The following is a 22,297-nucleotide window of genomic DNA, read 5'->3' on the forward strand; positions in this document are numbered from 1 at the left end:
AGTTTACTAGATAATTCGCAAACCATAAACGAATTTCTCTAAAAATATTCATACTGCTTTAGGAAAAAGGTATGGTAAACTGTTGCTAAGTGAATATAAACCTTGCAGAAAAAGGTGCTGACTTGTCAGCTTAATAGGGAATTTGGTGTAAAACCGAAGCTGTTTCCGCAACTGTAAGTGCTAATGAAATAAGATAAATACCACTGTTTGAGGATAAAGATTCACATCGATAACCATTCATCCTGTTCAAATGGGAAGGTTCTTAGAGTAAAATGACGCACGGGCCAGGAGACCTGCCTTTTTTATCGTATTATGCTCTTCGGAAGATAGGAGGATTGTACGGCAATCTTCCATCTTTTTCTGTTACAGATACATAGGTGATTGATGCCGACCAATGCCCTTGGTCGGCTTTTTCTTTTGCTGAGAAAAGCGATACTGAGGTGATTCATCTAACTATGAAGAGGAGGAAGAGTTATGGCAAAAAAGGATTTTCGTTTTTTATGCTATCCATACATGCGCGAATCCGAGTCTACCGTCGATTATGAAATACGTACCGACTCTTTGACGACACAAATTGGCTTGGCCGCCTCGCTTACAAAGGATGTTCCGGATGTATACCGAGATTTAATGGAATTGTTGCCGATGGCTTATCATTTAAATGGTTCAGTCCGTGGGAAATTGGCCATTACCGACAATGATCTGAAACGTCTAAGTGCCATCTACGACCATTATGTCGCAGAAGTTAAAGAGCATATTGAGACATTCGTGCTTCCGCAAGGTTCAACCGCCGCCTGTGTTCTGCATACTTGCCGTAGTGAAGCCAAAAAGTCGGTCCGTGCTTTACACAAGGTTAGTTTAGAAATAGAAATCCCTGAAATTCTCTTTGATTACGCCCATTTGCTTGCAAATGTTCTATTCGTGATGGCTGTCTACGTCAATAAGCAACATGGTATTGAGGAGATTCCTTTTATCAGTAAATCATACCCAACCAAACCCATGAAGAAGAAAACGGAGGAATAAATAATGAAGAGAAGCATACGATTTAGTTGGATTTCCACCTTGATACTTGCCCTTTTCCTTACCGGATGTGGAGTAACGGATGACCAGACGGCAAAGGAAAAGAAAGACACTAATAAGACAGAAGAAGTCAAAGCCTATACCGTTACCGATGATACTGGAAAGAAAATAAAATTTGATAAAGTTCCGGAAACAGTAGTTTCACTTCAACCAAGTAATACAGAAATTTTATTTGAACTAGGGCTGGGAGATAAGGTCGTTGGCGTGACCGACTTCGATAATTATCCAGAAGAAGCAAAGGATATTGAACATGTTTCCGATTCGGTGAATATCAATGCAGAGAAAATTATTTCCTTAAAACCAGATGCCATTATTGCTTATACCATTGGTGATGAAACGACGATGAAACCACTTGAAGATGCTGGAATCCCAGTATTCATTATTAAATCCGCGACAAATTTTGATGATGTATATGGGGATATTGGGCAAATTGCTGAAGTCATGGGCGTAGCTGAAAAAGGCGAAGAATTGGTGAAAGATATCCAAACCCAAATTACAAGTGTTGAGGAAAAAATTGAAACATTAGATGAAAAGGAACAAACCTATTTTGAAATTAGTCCAGCTCCAGAAATCTATACAACAGGAGCGGAAACCTTCCAACAAGAAATTCTAAAAACTGCAGGCATTGAAAACATCTTTGCCGACCAAAAAGGCTGGGTTAAGGTTTCAGATGAAGAAATTGTCAAACGAAACCCTAATGCTATCATTACAACTGCTACCTTTGCAGATGATGCTGTTGATGAAATTAAATCCCGTAAAGGCTGGGAAGATATCAACGCCGTGAAAAATGATCAAGTCTATCTACTTGATGAAAATATTATGTCACGTCCTGGGCCAAGGATTGGTGAAGCTGTAGAACTCGCAGCAAAGACCATTTATCCAGACTTATTTAAATAATGCGAAAGAAGGATGTTCCAAAGTTCTTGGATCATCCTTTCCTTTTTTACCTCTGCTTCCCTAAGTCCATCACTACAACCACACACTCTCCTGGAGCAGCTGCCCTCCATCGCTAATCCCTTATATTTCTCTTTTAAGGTCTCCCTTTGCAAATAACGAACCACCTGCTCTTCTTTCATCTTTATGCTAAGATGAATGCAATCTAATCATAAAAAATTCGAGGTAATGATCATGTATAAAAAATTCTTTATATGGGTCTTAGCAGTCGCCCTTCTTTTAGGAATTCTTAAAACCTTTCTAGGTATGTAGCAAAAAAACAGCCGTATGGCTGTTTTAAGAACACAGGTATTCACATACCTTTTAAAGCAATGTGAGAACTTCATTGAAAGTAAAAACACAGCTTATAAAAACATTAGTTTTGAAATTTATTTCGAAGGACCATTTAACTTTAGTTAAATGGTTTCCTTTTTATTTAGGCTCCGTTATACTACATTGTTGTTTTTTCCAAAAAAAGAAGACCACCCGAGTGCCAACTATTTTACATGTTTTATAAGTATAAAAACTTTATGCCCATGAATACGTGACTATTATGGAAAATACATTTCTTTTCCCCATAAAATAGTAACCTTAGACTTTCACTAATCCTTCCAATTATTTTATTAATCAAACGATTGATTAAATTTTAAAAAAACAAAAAAGCCAATATCGTTTAAGTGTTTTCCCTAAAGAGATTGTAGTATTAAGTTGGACTCCACCCGCACTCTTAAAAATACTGTGCGTTACCTGTAATCAATTCTAGATCATAAAAATGTTTATTTTGAAACTGCTCATGAAAACATTTCAGAAAGAAAATCGAAAAAGGACATCCAAATGAAAGGATGTCCTTTTTCCAGCAAATATAATGCTGATTTATTACCTATAGCCGTTGATTAAAACGATCCTTAGGTGAATATGAAACGTTAAAACCGCTAACTTTGAAAAGTATCAAACGGAGCATATCTCTTAACTAGTAATCCCCATGCAGAGTAATCGATATTCTTTAAAGTTCAAAGCTAGAGCCTCACATCATGAGTCCATGTCCTTATATAACTCGTTCCAAGAAATGTTTCACAAATCGATCTGCATCTACTTTTGTACAGACGCGAATCCTTGCCACACCTTCATGTTGACCGATTGTTCTACCTGTCTCTTCTCCTTCAGTCACAACCTTAACGTTCATCCATTCTGTAGTCACAAAACTTGGATCAATCACAACTCCAACTGCGAGTGGATCATGAAGAGCACAACCTCCAATACCCGGATTGAAAGTTTCATAAGACTTCATATAAAATTCGGTCATTTCTGCAAAGAATTGGGCAGTCCCTTTTCCAGTCGAACGCCATTCATCAAGCTTTGATCTTAGTAAAAACGTTTGATGTGTTACATCAAGTCCCACAACGGTGACTGGTATCCCTGAGGAAAACAAATAATCAGCTGATTCAGGATCAGATACGATATTGGCTTCAGCGTACGGCGTTACGTTGCCTGGTACTTTTACTGCACCACCCATTATCACTACCTCTTTAACAAGTGAAATAATTTCTGGTGCTTTTTTAATGGCCAAAGCGATGTTAGTTAATGGTCCAACTGCAATAATCGTTATTTCATGAGGGCGACTTTTCACCTGATTGATTATAAAATCGGTTGCATTTCCCGGTGATGCTGAAATAGTTGGTTCATTCTTAAGTGTATTTCCTAAACCGTCTTCTCCATGAACATGCTTTGGATACTTTTTCTTCATTCCACGCACCAATGTTTGATTGGCTCCTTTATAAACAGGAATATTCTTTTCTACCTTTTCCAAAACTGCCAGCGTATTACGAGTCGATTCAGCTACGGACACGTTACCAAAGCAAGTTGTAAAGCCTAGCACGTCCAATTCAGGAGAGTTTAATGCGTATGCCATCGCTAAGGCATCATCAACCCCAGTATCAACATCAAATATTATTGGTTTCATATATTTTCCCACTTTCTTTTTAAACGGATTACGATGATAGTACCGTTGACAAAATTTCTTATACAAACACTGGATCTTACAATACAGTTACTTTGGAAGCACCCTAGTGATTGGATACATCTACATCCGTTACATCCCATTTTTTCTTTTCTTATGTATTAGAGAAACCGGTTTTCCAACTAAATTTTAGCATTCAATTAAAGGTTATTCCACGGAAAGTTTAAGAATATTTATAATAGACAATTAAAAAGAAAAACAGATAATCCCCACAATTTAGCAGTAAATACATGAAAGAAATGATCCAAAATGGTACAACCTTGTTGGGTGATCCAGTTGGTGAACCTCACCTTTCCGGTTTTCATCTGATTTCTTAAAATATTTAAAGATATTTACTTAAATGTATTCTTGACTAGTAAATACTTATATTGGATTATTAATTCAAAGATATTTATTTAAATTCAATATCCGTGATTTCATTTTTAAAATAGGCCAAATAGTTGAAGGCTATAAATAGATAGATAATATGAGGTTACCAGTATAAAGAAAGTTGTTACATTCTAATTAGTTAATGGATATTCAAGGTGGAAAAAAGATGAAGATGTTAAAGTTAATTGAAGATTATCCTTCTACGTACAAAAAGGGAACAAAGTTCTTTATTATTTCAGATTCAGAGTTCATAGGAGTGAAAAGCTATGTATTACTTTCCGAAGATTTGCGAGGTAAAATCGTGGTATCTGAAGAGGAATTGAAAAATAAATTTGTTTCTATTAATTAGGATTCGTTTATTCTTTTTCTCTTTATACACTTCCCTTTAGCCAGCAATCATTAATTAGTGCATGTAATTATTAAAGTTTAAACTCTTTTAATTCAACATTTTAGGCTCACTTCCTCCCTAAAACATTTTCATCACAAAAAAAACGAGGAATTTTCATGTCCGAAAATCCCTCGTTTTTTCTTATTTCAAATCTTCAATTGAATCAATATCGACATAATCTGGTACGACCAGACCATTTTTTGTTCCTTTTAGATTTGGTCCAAGGTCAACCATGTCATCTTTATACTTATTATAGTATTCAAGATGTGTACCCGGGAGCCATGCAGCCACCATTGCGTCCGCACTTCCGTTTGCAACGCCGGCAAACATTGGTCCGACTTCAACTTGACTTAATGTTACGTCATAACCATTCTGTTCCAGAACCTTGCCAATCACATTTGTGCTGGCAATTTCAGTGTCCCATGCAACATAAACCAGTTTGATTTTTTCACCATTTCCTGATTCAGCACCTTTGGTCCATTCGGATACTTTGTCCTGATTTTCTTTTATCCATTTTTCTGCTGCTTCTGAAGGAGACATACCTTCAGTAACTTTGACCATTACATCTTCCATATCTTTAGTATCCCAGAAGAATTGATCAAGAATTTTATAAGCGCCTGGGGCATCTTGCTCAAGGCCTTTTCTGGCAATCGAATTAATATTTTCAGCCCCGCCAAAGGATTCATTCGGATCTTCGAGATATTTCAAGTCATATTTCGAGAACATCCAATGCGGTGACCATCCTGTAACCACGATTGGTTCTTTTTTATCAATCGCTTTTTTCAATTCAGCAACCATTGCCGCTGAAGACCCTTCAACCAACTTCCAATCATCCAGCTTATAATCATCTATAGCCGTTTTAGTCAACTTCATCAATCCTGCTCCAGGTTCAATTCCGATGACTTCATAATTGGCTTTGGCAGCAAAACTATTTTTATCCCCTTTTACAGCCGTATCTTTTGTAAAAGTACTGAATAGTGCAGTACCCACAACTAGTAGGGCCAGTATTGTAAAAATGATTTTCCGGCTAACGATATGTTCGTAAGCTGGTTTACGAAGGTTTTGCGTGATACGATCGAGTATGATTGCAATGATTACGATGGATAAACCTGCTTCAAATCCTTGCCCAACATTTATTTGGCTAACAGCCCGGTAGACATCCGCCCCAAGTCCGGGTGCTCCAACCAATGAAGCTGTAACTACCATGGATAGTGCCAGCATGATGCTTTGGTTAACGCCTGCCATGATTGTTGGAGTAGCCAATGGTATTTGTACCTTGAATAACTTTTGGCTGCTGGTCGAACCAAAAGCATCCGATGCCTCGATCAAATCATTGGGCACTTCCTGAATCCCAAGATTGGTCATACGGATCGTCGGTGCGATTGCGAAAATGAATGACGCAATGATCCCCGGCACTACCCCTATTCCAAAGAATAATATCGAAGGAATCAAATAAACGAATGCAGGCATCGTTTGCATGAAATCCAAGATTGGGGTAACGATCTTGCGCACCGTTTTATTTTGGGCACACCATATTCCGATCGGTATCCCTATAAGGATGGTTAGGAATCCTGACAATATAACGATAGCCAGTGTTTGAATGCTCGATTCCCAATAACCAAGATTATCGATCAATAGTAAGCTAATAAAAGTAAATATCCCTAATGGCCATCTGCTTGTATAGGTAACCAGAAGGGTTAGGACGATGATTAACACGATGGATGGTCCCGCACTCATTACATCGACCAGGATATCCAATAGACCCTCAATCCCATTCGTAATAAGTGTAAATAATCCAGCAAATACAATAGTTATCCAATCCACTAAAGAATCGACCCAAGCTCCCAGTGGGATTTTCGGAATATTCATTGAATTATTCACTCTCCATTTCATTCAAGGAATCTTTATTACCTGCTAAAGCGCCAATTACGGCCCCACGAAGAAGAATTCCTTTAATTCTATTCTCATCATCAATGACTGATATTGGCAGACTTGAAGTTGCCATCACATCCATAAGGTTTCCAAGCAATTCATCCTCTTTAACAGTTGGGATATCAGTTGTCATTACTTCAGAAATCGATTGGTTATTGCTCATTGCCTGACGAGCCTGTTCAGCAGTCACGGCCCCCAATAACTTCTTCTTTCTATCCACAACAAAAATGCTGGAATACCCTTGTTTACGCATAATTTCCAGCGCAACCCTCGGACCTCTGTCTACTGCGATCTTCTCCGGCCGTATCATCACATGAGAGGCTGTAAGTACCTTAGATAGATCAACATCTTCAACGAACTTCTCGACAAATTCATTGGCTGGATTCATCATGATTTGTTCAGGTGTTCCCAATTGAATCACACTTCCATCTTTCATTAGAGCAATTCTATCTCCAATTCTTAATGCTTCATCAAGATCATGGGTAATGAAAATGATCGTTTTTTTGTACTGATCTTGGATTTCCAGCAATTCATCCTGCATATCTTTACGTATTAATGGATCAAGAGCACTGAAGGCTTCATCCATCAATAGAATATCAGTATCGCTTGCGAGTGCCCGAGCTAACCCAACCCTTTGTTGCATTCCGCCACTAAGCTGTGATGGAAGCTGATTTTCGTAGCCTTTTAATCCAACGGCTTCAAGAGCCTTCATCGCTTTTTCTTGACGTTTTGTTGGATCTACTTTTTGAATTTCGAGCCCAAACTCAGCGTTTTCCAATATCGTTTTATGCGGAAATAAAGCAAAGTTCTGGAAGACCATGCTTATTTTCTTTTGCCTGACTTCTCTTAATCGGGCAGCGTTCATCTTCACGATATCTTCATTCCCAATTAAGATTTCTCCAATTGTTGGATCAATCAAACGATTAAACATGCGGATTAAAGTTGACTTCCCACTTCCGGACAGCCCCATAATGACAAAAATTTCACCAGGGTAAATTTCAAAATTGACATTATTAACACCGACTGTTTGTCCTGTTTCTTTCAATATTTCTTTCTTTGTTTTACCCTGCATCAATAAATCTGTCGCTGCTTTTGGAGATTTGCCAAATATTTTCGAGACATTTCTGACTTCTACATACGGCTTCATCGAGTCACCTCATTCTAATATTTGCCCATATGATATTCAGTTTTGCTGAATTCCCCCGTTTTATGCGAGTAATCAATATAAAAACATAAGTACCTTGAAATAAATGAAAATGGCTATAAACGATACGTCCTATATTTTTCTCTGTCCCGGATCAGTTTTCTTAAAAAAAAGCGGACTTGACTCAGTTTAATGATCGCCAGCTTGCACTAGACACAAAGTGCGAAAAAAAAATTTATAATTCCCATAAGTATATTGCTTGAAACATATATGTGTGATTAATTGAGCATTTTAAGTAGGGAAAAGAGGTGTAATCACATCTGGGGAAACTAGCAGGCACAGCATATACCAACTGAAATATAAATGATTTTCACTTAGAGTTTTCTTTGATCCAATCAATGGACTAAACATCTAACCCCTGAAGTACTTCATAACCTAAACAAAGGAGGAAGTGACGCTTTCACTTAACATAAAGCGCATAGGAAAAAAATTTATATTCCCATAAGTAATTCAATATGTGTCTAATAAATTGAGCATTTCAAGTAGGGAAAAGAGGTACAATTATAACTGAGGAAACTAGCAGACACAGCATATACCAACTGAAATATAAATGGTTTTTCACTTAGAGTTTTCTTTAGTCTTTGCACTTGACTAAACATATAACCCCTGAAGTACTTAATTACCTTAACAAAGAATGAATAGAAATTCAAATGACGTGGGGCGGAAAACTAGCGTATGCATGTTAGAATGGTGCCCCATATAAAAGGGCCACCTACCCTCTGTAAACCCTTATCTATCAACGGTTCAAGCCGTTACCGAAACGTCAAAAGTAATTTCCTGCAAACTTTTTTAAAAAAATGAAATTGTCCCACAAGCGATGGGGACGCTTTGCGGTCACTGTTAAATAAATCTAGGGGTATTGAGAGGGTCTTTAGGGGTGCACAATGGACCTCATCCGCCTATGTGTCTCCAGAACAACTACTTGCCTACACTCCTTCGTCTAGTCATAAAGAAGAGTCGGCTAAGTTAGACTCAAGGCCGAAAATAAAAAACGAATCAATAACAATGAAGTGAAGTAGTTATTTCTGTGCGTGTAATATGGAAGATGAAGCAAGAGTTTTGAAGCTAAAGAGCGCTCAGGCAAAAAAAACGAACTTACACTTTTAGAAGTTCGTTTTTACTTTTTATGAAGAAACAGATACTTCTATATTAATAGCATTGAATACATTTGTAACACGTGCACCTTTTAACTCAATCCCTTTTCTCTTGGCTGCTTCTTCAATACAAATAGTGACTCCTTTAGCGGTAGCTGTTTCACGCCCTTGTGATCCGCCTAGTACAATAAGTTATTTAAACGAATAAAACCCTAAAGCTAAAACAGATAAATAAGTTAAAACCGTATCCTATTCAATATGATACGGTTCTAACTAATGGCAAGCGCAGTCAATGAAAAGAAGGGCAATTATGTTGTGGATACGGGCACGTTTTGCAGAATTCCACCTTCTACGATCACTTTTCCACTTTTAAGAACAGTATCAACTAGATTTACTGCATAGTTATACTGTAACGTTTGGTAATTTGGTGCATCAAATAAAACAAGATCTGCCTTTTTTCCTACTTCGATACTTCCGATTTGATCAGCTCTTCCAATTGCATGAGCTGCATTAATCGTACAAGCCGTTAAAACTTCTGCTGGTGTCATTTTCATCGTCAAACATGCTAAGTTCATGACAAATGGTAATGACTCAGTAGGAGATGATCCTGGATTGCGATCTGTCGAAAGAGCAACAGGTACACCGGATTCGATCATTTTTCTTGCATCTGCAGGCTTTTCCATAAGAAAGAAAGCAGTTCCTGGTAATAAGACAGCAATCACTCCACTTTCAGCCATTTGCTTAATTCCTTCAGTAGAAGCTTGTAATAAGTGATCTGCTGAAACAGCTCCCACCTTTGCTGCAAGTTCAGCCCCACCAAATTGGACAATTTCATCAGCGTGTATTTTAGGCTTTAATCCGAAGTTCTTTCCTGCCTCAAGAATTCGCTCAGACTGCTCTATCGTAAAGACTCCTTCTTCACAAAAAACATCACAAAACTCAGCTAGGTTTTCTTCGGCAACCTTCGGAATCATTTCTTCGATCACAAGACGCACAAACTCATCTGGGTTTTCCTTATAATCAACCGGAATAGCATGAGCTCCCATAAAAGTAGAAACAAGGTCAATTGGATGCTGCTCGTTCAGCCTTTTCGTTGCTCGAAGCTGTTTCAATTCATCTTCAAGTGTCAATCCATACCCACTTTTAGATTCAACAGTCGTAACACCATATTGTAAAAAACGATTCAACCGTTTCAACGATTCTTCAATTAATTGTTCTTCGGATGCTTCTCTTGTACTTGTTGTGGTCTGAAGGATACCTCCACCGGCTTTTAAAATATCAATATACTTCGCTCCGTTTAACCGCATTTCTAGTTCTTTTTCACGGCTTCCGGCAAATACAAGATGTGTATGGGGATCGATCAACCCCGGGGTTAGGACTTTCCCCGAGGCGTCAATCGTTGATACTTTTCCATCTATAGTTGAAATATATTGTTCAGCTTCGACATCTGACCCAACAAATGTAATCGTTCCACCCTCTATAATAACGCTTCCGTTTTCAATGATACCGATGTCTGACATGGCTTGGCCACGCTTAGGTTCCTTACTGCCACCCTTAACCGTCACCACTTGCGATGCACGTTTAATATACGTAATTGATTTCACGATGCTTTCACTCCTCTTAATCTAATGATGGAATGTTCATACCCTTTTCTTTTGCAGTTTGAATCGCTAAATCATAGCCTGCGTCAACATGACGAACAACACCCATACCAGGGTCTGTTGTTAAGACACGTTCCAGACGTTGTGCAGCATCTTCCGTTCCATCTGCTACAACTACCATACCAGCGTGAAGAGAATAGCCCATACCCACACCACCACCGTGGTGAACAGATACCCAACTTGCTCCTGCTGCTGTATTCACTAATGCATTTAAAATAGGCCAATCTGATACAGCATCACTTCCGTCTTTCATTGCTTCTGTTTCACGATTTGGTGAAGCAACAGAACCGGCATCTAAATGGTCTCTTCCAATGACGATAGGTGCTGAAAGCTCTCCAGATGCAACCATGTCATTAATAATTTTCCCGAATCTTGCTCGTTCTCCATAACCTAACCAACAAATACGCGCTGGTAATCCTTGGAACTCAATTTTTTCTCTCGCCATTTTGATCCAGTTACAAAGATGCGTATTATATGAGAATTCGCGTAGAATCACTTCATCTGTTTTGTAAATATCTTCTGGATCTCCTGATAAGGCAACCCATCGGAAAGGTCCTTTTCCTTCACAAAATTGAGGACGGATATAGGCTGGCACAAATCCTGGAAAATCGAACGCATCCTTCACTCCTTCATCAAGCGCTACTTGACGAATATTATTGCCGTAATCGAAAGCGATTGAACCTCTTTTTTGCATATCTAAAATGGCTTGCACGTGTTGAGCCATACTTGCTTTTGATTTTTTTACATACTCTTCTGAATTGTTGTTACGTAAAATTTCCCCTTGCTCTAAAGTAAACCCTACTGGTAAATAACCATTTAGCGGATCATGTGCAGAAGTTTGATCTGTCACAATGTCTGGGATAAAGTTACGTTTAAGCATTTCTGGAAGAACTTCGGCCGCATTCCCTACTAAACCAATCGAAAGAGGTCTACCTGCATCCTTTGCTTCTTCAGCTAACGCAATCGCTTCATCTAAGTTTTCTAACACGACGTCACAATAACGAGTTTCAATCCGTTTTTCGATGCGTGATCGATCGACATCAATGCCAATCACTACGCCGCCTGCCATCGTAACTGCGAGAGGCTGAGCTCCTCCCATGCCTCCCAACCCTGCTGTTACGGTAATAGTACCTGCTAGATCGCCATTAAAATGTTGATTCGCACATTCAGCAAACGTTTCATACGTACCTTGTACAATTCCTTGACTTCCAATGTAGATCCAACTTCCTGCCGTCATTTGGCCGTACATCATTAATCCTTTTTTATCAAGTTCATGGAATTTATCCCAATTAGCAAATGCTGGCACAATATTTGAATTAGCTAACAGGACACGTGGTGCATCTTTATGGGTTTTGAAAACAGCAACAGGTTTTCCTGATTGCACTAATAAAGTTTCATTTTCTTCTAAGTCTTTTAAAGTTGACACGATACGATCAAATGCTTCCCAGTTACGTGCAGCCTTTCCGATTCCTCCGTATACAACTAGCTTTTCTGGATGTTCTGCTACTTCTGGATCTAAATTGTTCATTAACATACGAAGAACAGCTTCTTGCACCCACCCTTTAGTGTTTAGTTCTTTTCCACGAGGTGCTCTAATTACTCTTTGTTCAGTTTTCATTTATATTTCCTCCCCTATTAACATGAAAATATCTGAAACTAGATTCTTTGAATTTATAGAAACTAATAATTTCTTAGAAAAAACTATACTGAGACACAATTCATAAAAAGCATCATTTTTTATAAATTTTATGTTTAGGTGTCATAATTACCCTTTGAGAAACCTTATATTAAAAAAATATCCATGTAATTTTATTAATGCATCAATTGATAATTAACTTCCCGTACGTCCTCTTTTAGTAACTTAGCTAATCTTTCAATATCAAGTGAGAAGATACGATCTTGTGTAATAGTTGGAACAGCTTCTCTTATTTTTGAATAAACTCTTTTTGTCTCAGGTGCTAACTTATTTGAGCCTCTAAAATCTGCAGCTTGAGCAGCACAAATGGCTTCTATAGCAAGGACTTTGCGACTATTCTGAATAATTTGGTAAGCATGACGTGCAGCCGTTGTCCCCATGCTCACATGGTCCTCTTGGTTAGCTGAGGATGGAATAGAATCTACACTAGAAGGATGAGCTAATGTTTTATTCTCTGAAACTAATGATGCAGCAGCATATTGGGTAATCATTAAACCTGATTGAAGACCAGGATCTGGACTTAAAAATGCTGGTAAATCATTTAGTTGAGGGTTTACCAATCGTTCAATTCGTCTTTCAGAAATACTTGCTATTTCTGACATTGCTATACCAAGAAAGTCCATTGCGAAAGCAATCGGTTGGCCATGGAAGTTGCCTCCAGAGATAACCTTTCCACTATCTGAGAATATTAATGGATTATCCGTTGCCGAGTTTATTTCAATGGTTAGTTTCTCTTTTACATAATTTAAAACTTGTTGAACAGCACCATGTACTTGTGGTATGCATCGTAATGAATAAGCGTCTTGTACTCGAATTTGTCCCTGAGTGGTTGTTAATTGACTACCTTCAAGATAAGAAAGAATTCTTCCAGCTACTTTTTGCTGTTCTGGATAAGGTCTTACTGAATGAGATTCTGGAGTGAAAGCGTCAACAATTCCTTGAAGGCCTTCTAATGTTAACGCAGCTATACCATCTGCAAGATCAGCAAGCTCTTGAGCTTCCATATATGCAACTACACCCACAGCTGTCATAGCTTGAGTTCCATTTATTAAAGCTAGGCCTTCTTTTGCTTGTAATTTTATCGGTTCAAGACCTGCTTGCTTTAGTGCTTCTCCCCCTGGCATTTTTTCACCATTGTAAATAGCTTCGCCTTCTCCAACTAATAGTAATGCTAGATGTGATAAAGGAGCCAAATCACCACTTGCTCCTAATGACCCTTGACTTGGAATAACAGGAGCAATATTGTGATTTAAACAATCAATTAGTAACTGCAGAGTTTCCAGACGAATGCCTGAAAATCCTTTTGCTAATGCATTCGCTCTGAGAAGCAGCATAACTTTGCTTACCTCCAAAGAAAATGGCTCCCCAAGGGCACAAGCATGACTTCGAATTAAATTGATTTGTAAGTCAGCTAAATCATCCTTTGAAATTACCGTATCACTAAATTTCCCAAATCCTGTGTTAACACCATAGATTACTTTGTTGTTGATAATACTTTCCTCAACTATATTTCTGCTTTTCTTTATATTTTCTAGAGCATCACTACTAATTTTAACGGAATAACCCTCATGAATAACTTGATGAATTTGATCATACGTTAATGAATTCCCGTCTATTTGAATAAACATTATCATCACTCCTTTATATAATAAAATCACCTTACTTTTTGAAAATAAAAAGGGGGCTATATCAAAAGAGAAATGTATTCCTCTTTTGATATAGCCCCTATAATCTATTAACTATGGGCTTTAACTATAAGTTTAAACATTGAAATCAATCCTAAATAACTATAAAACCTAAATGACTATATACTTTAAGGTGTACGACTTAAAGTATAACTAGTATGGCACCTAATAAGAGTATCGCCTTATCTGAATGTTTTGTCAATTGTTTTTCTAAAAATATTAAAAATTATTTGAAACTTAAATAATTTGGGTCGTTTTTTTATATATGATTAAATCCAAATCCTAATGCATCATGTTCGAATCCTTTTTTTGGAGCACCTATAGTTCCATATACAAATACACTAATCCATTCTCCATTGTATCCAGAAAAGTCAATATTTCCTCTAACAATTGAAAATGTTAAACCAACAGTACGCAAAATATCGCCTAATTGTAGGGTTCCTCTGCTTACTCCTTGCATCGCCTCTAATATTGCATGATAAAGAGCATGAACCTCTCTATACGAATTAGAATTTATTACATTGTTTGTTTTAGCACTCGTCTCAATCGCGGAAACTACTTTAGATAAATCCATGGCACCAACTTTTCCAACTGTATACTGACACCCTCTAGATATAAGTTCTTGTTCAATTTCTTTTACCATTTCAGTATTATGCATGAGAACCAATAAAGAAGTTAATTTCCCCATAGAAAAATTATTGATCTGGCTAACTTGATTATTCATAGATGTCCCTCCCCTTTATTTTCCCTAAGACTCAATAAGTATATACTTTAGGATACATAAGTTGTCAATCTGTATATGACCATACTCATGTGAGCGCATACATAACGATGTTGACAACTATTTATTCAATAGATATAATCTAGTCGATTCTGAAGTTTCAGATAACACAGCCTTTAATGACTGATTTACATTTATAAATACCTAAATTGGAATTAGAAAAAAGAGTATCACTGCATCTTATGTTCAGAATTGTTTCCGAAAGAATAGAACAAATACGGGCCGAAAAAAAGTATAATTCATCTGAAGATTTTTGAATTATTATTTTGAAATTTTCAATTACTAGATATTTGAGTTACTTTAGAATACTCAAGTAAATAAAACAAGAATCCAATTTAGTTATTAGTGTATAGAATGGAACTTGGCATGAAGAAATCATCGTATTTCTTTTTTGCGAAGTTTTTTTGCTTTTGTGAAATATCTATTTTAATTGGGAAAGGAAATCACGAAGTTGAAAAAGTTGTTTTATGTTTCACTTGCAAATGTTGGAGTAACTAAAACTAAAGAAAAAAGGATGCAAAGTGTTGATAAAATAATATTTTTTCACAAAATTACCCTATATTTCTATATTATGTATTTTTCTTATATAATTATATAACATAAAATGAAATGTGAGGTGGTTTATTTGAAACAAAATCATGATTATTATCAAAATCTATTAAAAAGACTTTGTAAAGCTCAAAATATTTCTCCCCGAAAACCTAGATTTGAAAATATTGAAGATGTAGTAATTATTCATGTTAAAAATCATTTGAAAGAAGGAGTAGATTTAGAATGTTTTAAAATTTTAAATCTTATTTATCAAACAGTCGTACCTTTAGGTATAAAATTCAATCAACAATTATTTTTATATCCAAATGGAGATAGACTAGATAGAGTAACGATATCCTTTAACAAGAATGATTATATGGTTTTAAACAAAAAACTAGAAGAAGGAGATATATAAATAATTAATACATATTGGAGATGTCCCCCAAGCTATTTTTTTAGGTTTTCCCTCGAAAGGGTTTCAATCCTAACATGGATCGTACTCGTTTTTTGATCAAGCAATGACACGTTCTACAACATTTCTTAGATATCAAATTTTTCAAAATAAGACTTATGGAATCAAAAAATTGAGTTTCCAATGTCTTAGAATTCCATCCTGACTATATTGTGTTGATATTATGGAAAGGAAACCCCGAAGCATCTGATTTTTACTCTCCCCTAGCAAAAGGACGGACCTTTACTTGCAACGAGAATTCCCCTAATACTTGCGCTGACTTAAACTCATCAGCCATAAATCGTATAGGGCAACTGACGCCAGCTTTCTCTTAGCAAAACGCCTCAGTCCCTTTAAATTATGATTCATGTCTATCTCATTTGCACTGCCTATCGTTATATCCAACTCAATCAATTAATGGATGTTTATCTCATTTTCATCCAAAAGCAACATGCAGGAATCATTTTTCTTTAGCACTACACTGAACACTTCGACTTAAGAAAATATAAATACTCTATTCCGGCAGCAGTTATCTTCGTGCCGGCCCGTCCTCTACCTTTGACCACAAATCCTTCGCCTTCTAAAATATCCAGGCGGCGACGGACCTGCTGAGGGGACAAGACAAAGTCCGATTCTTTGCTTTGACTTGATATTAGCTCTCTGCTCGCCGTTTTTCCTTTTTCATTGTATTGCTTGATTACTTCCAAGATGAAAGCACGCTCCTGCATTTCCAGCATACTTTCACATGCGGAATATTCGGACGTCACACTGTCTCCCGCTTGTCCGTGCATGAACGGAAGGTCTCTTTTCGTCACAACATTTCCCTCACAAACCGTCAGCATGTAATCAATTGTGCTTTTCAGTTCCCTTATGTTGCCGGGCCAATTATATTGCATGAAATACTCCAGTACGTCTTGCTCTACCTTTACCCACTTCCCACTCTTTGTGATGAGATGCTTTATCAAAAGCGGAATATCCGCTCTTCTCTCATTGAGTGACGGAATGTAGAGATTGAGTACATTCAGCCGGTAAAACAAGTCTGTTCTGAATGAACCGTCACGCATCTTTCCTTGAAGATCTTTATTCGTTGCAGTAATCACTCGAACATTAATGGGTATAATTCTTCTGCCGCCAATTCTGCGGATTTCCCCCTCCTGCAAAACGCGCAGCAGATGTGATTGAACTGTGAGACTTATGTCGCCAATTTCATCCAAAAAGATAGTCCCGTTATCCGCCAATTCAAATAAACCTTTCTTGCCTCCCCTTTGCGCTCCTGTAAATGTTCCCTCTTCGTAGCCGAACAATTCGCTTTCAAGTAAAGTTTCTGTTAATGCGCTACAGTTCACAGCCAGAAATGGCCCGTTTTTTCGCAATGAATGTTCATGAATAGCATGAGCAAACAGTTCTTTTCCTGTTCCTGTCTCACCCTGAATCAAAATCGGATGCTCTGACAAGGCAAGCTTCTTAGCAATCTGCTTACGATCTTTCATTACATCATCCTCACCGATAATATCATCAAAGCAGTATTTCGTATAAAATCCTTTATTCCTCATTTCTCTTTGTGCTGTCTTTTCTATTTCAAAGGCTTGATGTACACTCTTGAAGGTTACGACAATTGTATTTTCTTTCATCATTTGCAACCGAAAAATTACGACGTCCACGCCGTTTATGTCGAAGAACTTGCTTTCATCCCTACCGTCCATGATGAAATCGGTAATATCCCGGCGATTCATTACATGCTCTAAATACTTATTAACCACATCTTGTGCATCCACATGAAACAATGCCGCAAGCCGATTATTGAATACCGTAATCCGTCCTTCCTCATTAACGACCAATATTCCATCATCGACAGTTCCCAACACATTTTGGATGTGCTCGCTCATCTGCTTGGCATCCCGCTCCGCAAATAACAGCTTACGTTGTAATTCAATGATATTGCTAATATACCTTTCTGAAATCTTAGAGGATATATCCTTGTTCAAACCGCAGCATTCTACAACTTCCAGAATTGTTGTTATATCAAAAAGACGAACGCCTATATCGATTACTTCTTTTATGTAAGAGGGGCACAGATGTATTTCCCCTGGTGAAACGGCAATTTGGACATCCTCATAAAACAATATCCCCTTCCGAAATGGGATAAATTGAACATGATCGACACCAAGCTGATATAAGGATTCAATAAGACTTATAGTGGCATCATCATCATCATTCACCACCAAAACTGCTGAACCATCAGGTATTCTTAAAAGTTTGTCAATGTATTCATGATTAACTGTTCTCTTTCCCACAATTATTTTCTCGGCATTTACGCTATACATTTCATTTGAATTATCATAAGCGGTATCTGATGAATACAAGATAATTCTATCTTCCAGTGACTGTGGCATTCCCTCATCGGTAGCATGGCTTTTAACATGAACATAGTCTCCCAGCAATTGTTCCAGCTGTTCCTGCAAGGCTTGCTTTGTTTTTGCACTTCCCGCTATAAGAGTAAGTGAGGATTTCGACATAAAAACACCTACCTGTCTTTAAATTGGTTCTATTATATCACCAAAAAGAACCAATAATGACCTTAAACTATAACCCAACCCTAAAGTTTTCATAAAAATCAATCTACCAATATTGGCACAGATTTTGCATATAAAAATCAGTGAAGTGCCTATGGATTTGAAAAGGAGGAAAACAGCAGAATACGAGAAAAAAAGTTGATAGTCTCTAGGCCGGAATTATTTTGTAAGCGTTTTAGTTCCATGCATTTATTTTAAAGACAAAGGAGAGACACGTATGAGCCAATCACAAGAAAAGATTGTTTCGCTTGGAACAGCGGGAAAAAAAGAGAGAAAAATCAATGTTTTTGTATTACTGCTCTGCATTCTCGCAATAGCAACTCTATTCACTTACATTTTGCCGGCTGGGGAATATGCAAGGATTGAAGCGGATGGACGAGCAACTGTAGACGCCAATTCTTTTAAATGGATAGAATCTGCACCGGTCGGATTGTTCGATATGATAAAAGCTATTCACACAGGAATGGTAGAAGCCGGAAATATTATCTTTTTCTTATTGATTATCGGAGGGTTTTTCGGTGTTTTAAGAGCAACAGGTACGGTTGATGTGCTTATCGGGACAATGGCTCGGAAGTTGGCGACGCGTGAAAAGCTATTGATTCCTGTCGTGATGCTGTTTTTCGCTGTAGGCGGCTCCTTAATGGGGATGGCAGAAGAAACACTGGCTTACCTTCCACTTATCATTCCCCTGGCGTTGGCTCTGGGATTCGATACAATTACAGGAACCGCCATTGTCATAGTAGGGGTAATGTCAGGATTTACGACTGCCGTCATGAATCCATTCACAGTTGGACTTGCCCAAGGAATCGCAGAATTGCCGATGTTCTCAGGCATAGGGTTCCGCCTTATTTTATTTGTTATTGTCTATCTGGTTTCCGTTCTTTATATCTATCGTTACGCAATGAAAGTAAAGACAAATCCTTCTATAGGAATCTACGGAAAATATACAAAAGAAGAAGCGAAAAACCTGCTGCAATCAAGTGCGAAGTTAACAGCGAGACATAAGCTCATCTTAGTAGCTTTTTTAATTAACTATATCGTCTTGGCGTTTGGAGTCATCAAGTTCCAATGGTACATGACAGAAATCGCTGCCTTATTCATTGTATTGACAATTGTAATTGGAATCATCGGAAAACTGTCTGCAGATCACATTGTCAACTCCTTTACTAATGGATCTGCTGCCTTGCTCGGCGGCGCTTTGATAATCGGCGTATCACGTGCCATTCTTGTCGTATTGAATGAGGGCCATATCGTCGACCCTATGTTGCATCAAGTAGCTGAATCTATCCAGCATATCCCGGCCTTTTTAAGCGTTGCCGGCATGTACAGCTTCCAAACTCTAATTCATTTTATACTAGCGTCCGGCACCGGTCATGCGATGCTGACAATGCCAATTATGGTGCCGCTCGCAGACTTATTGGATATTACGCGCCAAACTGCAGTGTTGTCTTTCTCTTTTGCGGACGGAATCGGAAATATGATTTTCCCGACCGCTACCACCTTAATGGCGGGATTAGCAATCGCAGGCATTCCTTGGACAAAGTGGGCGAAGTGGATTTTACCGCTGGTGCTCATTCAATATCTCATCGGGTTAATAGCTGTTATCATAGCCCACTTCATCGGGTATGGTCCATTCTGATAGCAGTATTTACAAGAAAGAAACAGTATTTACAGGAGGAGAACCGAATTGCTTACTTTAATTAAAAATGGCGAGATATACTCACCCAATTACTTAGGACGGAAAGACATATTGATTACTAACGATAAAATCGCATTTATAGATGACAGAATCGAGATTCCTGACAACTTTGCCCCTATACAAATCATTGATGCGACTAATCTTTTGGTTGTTCCGGGTTTTATAGATTCACATGTTCATATTATCGGTGGAGGGGGCGAGGGCGGATTCAAAACCCGCACCCCCGAGCTGATGCTCACTGATATTACTACTTCAGGTATTACAACGCTGGTCGGCTTACTTGGTACGGACGGAACTACCCGTAGAATGGAAAGCCTTCTTGCCAAGGCGCGGGCGCTTGAAGAAGAGGGGATTTCCTGCTTTATTCATACAGGCTCCTATCAAGTGCCAGTAAAAACATTGACGGGAAAAATCGAAGACGATATTATTTTAATCGATAAAATTATCGGTGTTGGAGAGATTGCAATCTCCGACCATAGATCATCAGAACCCACATTTGAGGAACTGACTAAAGTCGCCGCTGCGGCACGCAATGGCGGTATCCTGTCAGGAAAAGCTGGGATATTAGAAGTTCATGTAGGGGACGGAGATGGAAAGCTTTCCTTGCTGCATGAAATTGCAGATAAAACCGACATTCCGATTCGGCAGCTCCATCCGACACATATCAATCGAAATGAAGAATTATTCAGGGCGGGAATTGATTACGCGAAGCGAGGCGGATATGTAGACTTTACCACAAGTACCATTCCTCAATTTTTGGAGGAAGGCGAAGTGAAGTGCAGTATGGGCTTGCGCATGATGCTTGAAGAAGGGGTTCCAGTCGGACACATCACCTTCTCTTCAGACGGGCAAGCAAGCCTTCCCTTCTTTAACAGCCATGGGGAGTATGCAGGCCTACAAGTAGGAAAAGTATCGTCGCTATATCACGAAGTGCGTGATTCTGTTTTAGAGGAAGGCATCCCGCTGGAAACGGCTCTGAAGGTCATCACCACGAACCCCGCACAAGTGCTAAAGCTTTCGAGCAAGGGCAGCATCCAAATCGGCAAGGATGCCGATATCGTATTTTTGCAAAAGGAAACATTGACAATCGACACAGTAATGGCAAGAGGACAAGTGATGGTAGAAAAGCAGGTTCCGCTAATAAAAGGAACGTTTGAATAAGAATAGATCAAGATTTTTTAGGAGAAAAGCAGGTTCTGAGCGATGCCACTATGTTTACAAAACTACAGGCATACAAAAGTGTATCTCAACTTTAACGAACGTAAAATCTACCTATTTTAAACAAAAATACCCGTTCAAAAAAGTTGTACTTTTACGAACGGGAAATATTTAAAAGTCTAAATATTTTGATGGGACACAAGCCTTGTTTTATCAATCTAATTAGCGATTATTCCACAAATATCTAACCATTGTATTCCACCCGATTAATTTGCTGAGTAAATTAAGGCATCTCGTCCTCTTTTTCCCGATTTTTAAAAGCTTCATGTGTAACAATATCTTCAATCTGTTCATACTGTCGACTGTGTTCCTTCTCTTCGCTTATTCTATTATTAGGTAAGTTTCCAGGATGTCCTTTTTCTTTGTGATTAAAATTTTTACCACGACTCATACTTATTCTCCCCTTTCTATTCTTGCTCGTTTAGTTTTCTCCAGCGAAAAAAAATTATGATTTAATTTCACTGTTTACTAACTTACACCTATTTTCTAACGGATTTCATGAATCCACGCGCAATATTTACGAGATCAGCTCCCATCGAAAAGCAATCACAAACCTGCCAGGGGTGAACAGCTTACCTGAAGCGATATTTTTAGCACGCTTCTACATGCAATATGGAAGCAGACGATTCCTCATCCCCCCATTTTCCTCGCACTGCGAAAAAAGCGGATCCTTTAATAAGATATATCTTTTGGTTATCAGCTTTGTTTATCTATCGTATTTTTTCTTCTTCGGCAAATTTTGGCGACCTATCATTCCAATAAAAAGGGCTTCTTCATCAATAAAACCACGCGTAACTACTTCTCACATATACTTTGAGCATTTACGATATTTTTGTAGTAATTCCTTTAAAACAACTTCCCTTCATTATCACCATTAAAAGAATAGTGCCGCATTTCTGGACCGATTTTTGCTGAAAAATACTAATCTTCCTAGTACTGAGTAATTCCGTAGTATGGCGTGATGCTTCTGAATTTGTCAAAGCATTCA

15 protein-coding genes, 1 pseudogene and 1 riboswitch are annotated in these 22,297 nt (G+C 38.1%); of the genes and pseudogenes, 6 read left to right on the plus strand and 10 right to left on the minus strand.

The genetic code is table 11. The features are described from left to right. The first annotated feature begins 95 nt into the window (after positions 1–95). Positions 96–315: riboswitch (cobalamin riboswitch) on the plus strand. A gap of 159 nt (positions 316–474) precedes the next feature. Both JFU24_RS14635 and JFU24_RS14640 read left to right on the plus strand, forming a co-directional pair. After that, positions 475–1,020, plus strand: coding sequence for a hypothetical protein (locus tag JFU24_RS14635; RefSeq protein ID WP_201188403.1), 546 nt, complete (start codon positions 475–477; stop codon positions 1,018–1,020). Between the two features lie 3 nt (positions 1,021–1,023). Further along, on the plus strand, positions 1,024–1,974 hold the full coding sequence (locus JFU24_RS14640; protein WP_201188401.1) for an ABC transporter substrate-binding protein: 951 nt from the start codon (positions 1,024–1,026) through the stop codon (positions 1,972–1,974). Positions 1,975–3,055: 1,081 nt separating this feature from the next. Here JFU24_RS14640 and JFU24_RS14645 read toward each other — a convergent pair. Next, positions 3,056–3,970, minus strand: coding sequence for a nucleoside hydrolase (locus JFU24_RS14645; protein ID WP_201250148.1), 915 nt, complete (start codon positions 3,968–3,970; stop codon positions 3,056–3,058). Between the two features lie 592 nt (positions 3,971–4,562). On the opposite strand from JFU24_RS14645, the gene JFU24_RS14650 reads away from it, so the two are divergent. Further along, positions 4,563–4,745 (plus strand): hypothetical protein, encoded by a 183-nt coding sequence (locus JFU24_RS14650; RefSeq protein WP_056523237.1) that lies wholly within the window; start codon positions 4,563–4,565, stop codon positions 4,743–4,745. 180 nt (positions 4,746–4,925) lie between these two features. Here JFU24_RS14650 and JFU24_RS30795 read toward each other — a convergent pair whose 3' ends face one another. The 7 genes and pseudogenes from JFU24_RS30795 to hutP form a co-directional block, all read right to left on the minus strand. Further along, complete coding sequence (locus JFU24_RS30795) at positions 4,926–6,653, minus strand: glycine betaine ABC transporter substrate-binding protein (protein ID WP_201250149.1); 1,728 nt, start codon at positions 6,651–6,653, stop codon at positions 4,926–4,928. 4 nt (positions 6,654–6,657) lie between these two features. Next, entirely contained in the window at positions 6,658–7,863 is a 1,206-nt protein-coding gene (locus tag JFU24_RS14660; RefSeq protein WP_201188395.1) for a quaternary amine ABC transporter ATP-binding protein, read from the minus strand. 1,229 nt (positions 7,864–9,092) lie between these two features. After that, positions 9,093–9,203: pseudogene (locus JFU24_RS14665) on the minus strand (hypothetical protein); the annotation flags it as partial. 119 nt (positions 9,204–9,322) lie between these two features. Continuing rightward, positions 9,323–10,621 carry an imidazolonepropionase gene (gene hutI / locus JFU24_RS14670; protein WP_201188432.1) on the minus strand — a complete coding sequence of 433 codons (1,299 nt, stop codon included), beginning with the start codon at positions 10,619–10,621 and terminating at the stop codon, positions 9,323–9,325. A 13-nt stretch (positions 10,622–10,634) separates the two neighbouring features. Further along, a complete protein-coding gene (hutU, locus tag JFU24_RS14675) occupies positions 10,635–12,293 on the minus strand; it encodes a urocanate hydratase (protein ID WP_201188391.1) in 1,659 nt (552 codons plus the stop codon). Positions 12,294–12,487: 194 nt separating this feature from the next. Next, positions 12,488–13,999, minus strand: a complete 1,512-nt coding sequence (gene hutH, locus JFU24_RS14680) for a histidine ammonia-lyase (protein WP_201188389.1) — start codon at positions 13,997–13,999, stop codon at positions 12,488–12,490. Positions 14,000–14,315: 316 nt separating this feature from the next. Continuing rightward, positions 14,316–14,780, minus strand: coding sequence for a hut operon transcriptional regulator HutP (gene hutP, locus JFU24_RS14685; protein ID WP_053348919.1), 465 nt, complete (start codon positions 14,778–14,780; stop codon positions 14,316–14,318). 682 nt (positions 14,781–15,462) lie between these two features. On the opposite strand from hutP, the gene JFU24_RS14690 reads away from it, so the two are divergent. Continuing rightward, complete coding sequence (locus tag JFU24_RS14690; protein ID WP_201188387.1) at positions 15,463–15,783, plus strand: hypothetical protein; 321 nt, start codon at positions 15,463–15,465, stop codon at positions 15,781–15,783. Between the two features lie 512 nt (positions 15,784–16,295). Here the strand turns inward: JFU24_RS14690 and JFU24_RS14695 are convergent. After that, positions 16,296–18,335, minus strand: coding sequence for a sigma 54-interacting transcriptional regulator (locus JFU24_RS14695; protein ID WP_201222358.1), 2,040 nt, complete (start codon positions 18,333–18,335; stop codon positions 16,296–16,298). A 274-nt stretch (positions 18,336–18,609) separates the two neighbouring features. On the opposite strand from JFU24_RS14695, the gene JFU24_RS14700 reads away from it, so the two are divergent. Together JFU24_RS14700 and iadA are read left to right on the plus strand one after the other, a co-directional pair. After that, positions 18,610–20,031: a YfcC family protein gene (locus tag JFU24_RS14700; protein ID WP_201222360.1), complete on the plus strand. Its 1,422-nt coding sequence runs from the start codon at positions 18,610–18,612 to the stop codon at positions 20,029–20,031. A 48-nt stretch (positions 20,032–20,079) separates the two neighbouring features. Continuing rightward, positions 20,080–21,252 (plus strand): beta-aspartyl-peptidase, encoded by a 1,173-nt coding sequence (iadA, locus tag JFU24_RS14705; protein ID WP_201222362.1) that lies wholly within the window; start codon positions 20,080–20,082, stop codon positions 21,250–21,252. Between the two features lie 280 nt (positions 21,253–21,532). Here the strand turns inward: iadA and JFU24_RS14710 are convergent, their stop codons facing one another. Further along, a complete protein-coding gene (locus JFU24_RS14710; protein WP_162878727.1) occupies positions 21,533–21,700 on the minus strand; it encodes a hypothetical protein in 168 nt (55 codons plus the stop codon). Between the last annotated feature and the right edge of the window lie 597 nt (positions 21,701–22,297).

It is taken from the genome of Peribacillus sp. TH27, assembly GCF_016650915.1.
In the GTDB taxonomy this organism is placed as follows: Bacteria; Bacillota; Bacilli; order Bacillales; family DSM-1321; genus Peribacillus; species Peribacillus butanolivorans.

Coding starts and splice junctions, on each gene's coding strand:
- JFU24_RS14635 (WP_201188403.1), top strand. CDS start 475: ATGGCAAAAAAGGATTTTCGTTTTTTATGCTATCCATACATGCGCGAA.
- JFU24_RS14640 (WP_201188401.1), top strand. CDS start 1,024: ATGAAGAGAAGCATACGATTTAGTTGGATTTCCACCTTGATACTTGCC.
- JFU24_RS14645 (WP_201250148.1), bottom strand. CDS start 3,970: ATGAAACCAATAATATTTGATGTTGATACTGGGGTTGATGATGCCTTA.
- JFU24_RS14650 (WP_056523237.1), top strand. CDS start 4,563: ATGAAGATGTTAAAGTTAATTGAAGATTATCCTTCTACGTACAAAAAG.
- JFU24_RS30795 (WP_201250149.1), bottom strand. CDS start 6,653: ATGAATATTCCGAAAATCCCACTGGGAGCTTGGGTCGATTCTTTAGTG.
- JFU24_RS14660 (WP_201188395.1), bottom strand. CDS start 7,863: ATGAAGCCGTATGTAGAAGTCAGAAATGTCTCGAAAATATTTGGCAAA.
- hutU (WP_201188391.1), bottom strand. CDS start 12,293: ATGAAAACTGAACAAAGAGTAATTAGAGCACCTCGTGGAAAAGAACTA.
- hutH (WP_201188389.1), bottom strand. CDS start 13,999: ATGTTTATTCAAATAGACGGGAATTCATTAACGTATGATCAAATTCAT.
- hutP (WP_053348919.1), bottom strand. CDS start 14,780: ATGAATAATCAAGTTAGCCAGATCAATAATTTTTCTATGGGGAAATTA.
- JFU24_RS14695 (WP_201222358.1), bottom strand. CDS start 18,335: ATGTCGAAATCCTCACTTACTCTTATAGCGGGAAGTGCAAAAACAAAG.
- JFU24_RS14700 (WP_201222360.1), top strand. CDS start 18,610: ATGAGCCAATCACAAGAAAAGATTGTTTCGCTTGGAACAGCGGGAAAA.
- JFU24_RS14710 (WP_162878727.1), bottom strand. CDS start 21,700: ATGAGTCGTGGTAAAAATTTTAATCACAAAGAAAAAGGACATCCTGGA.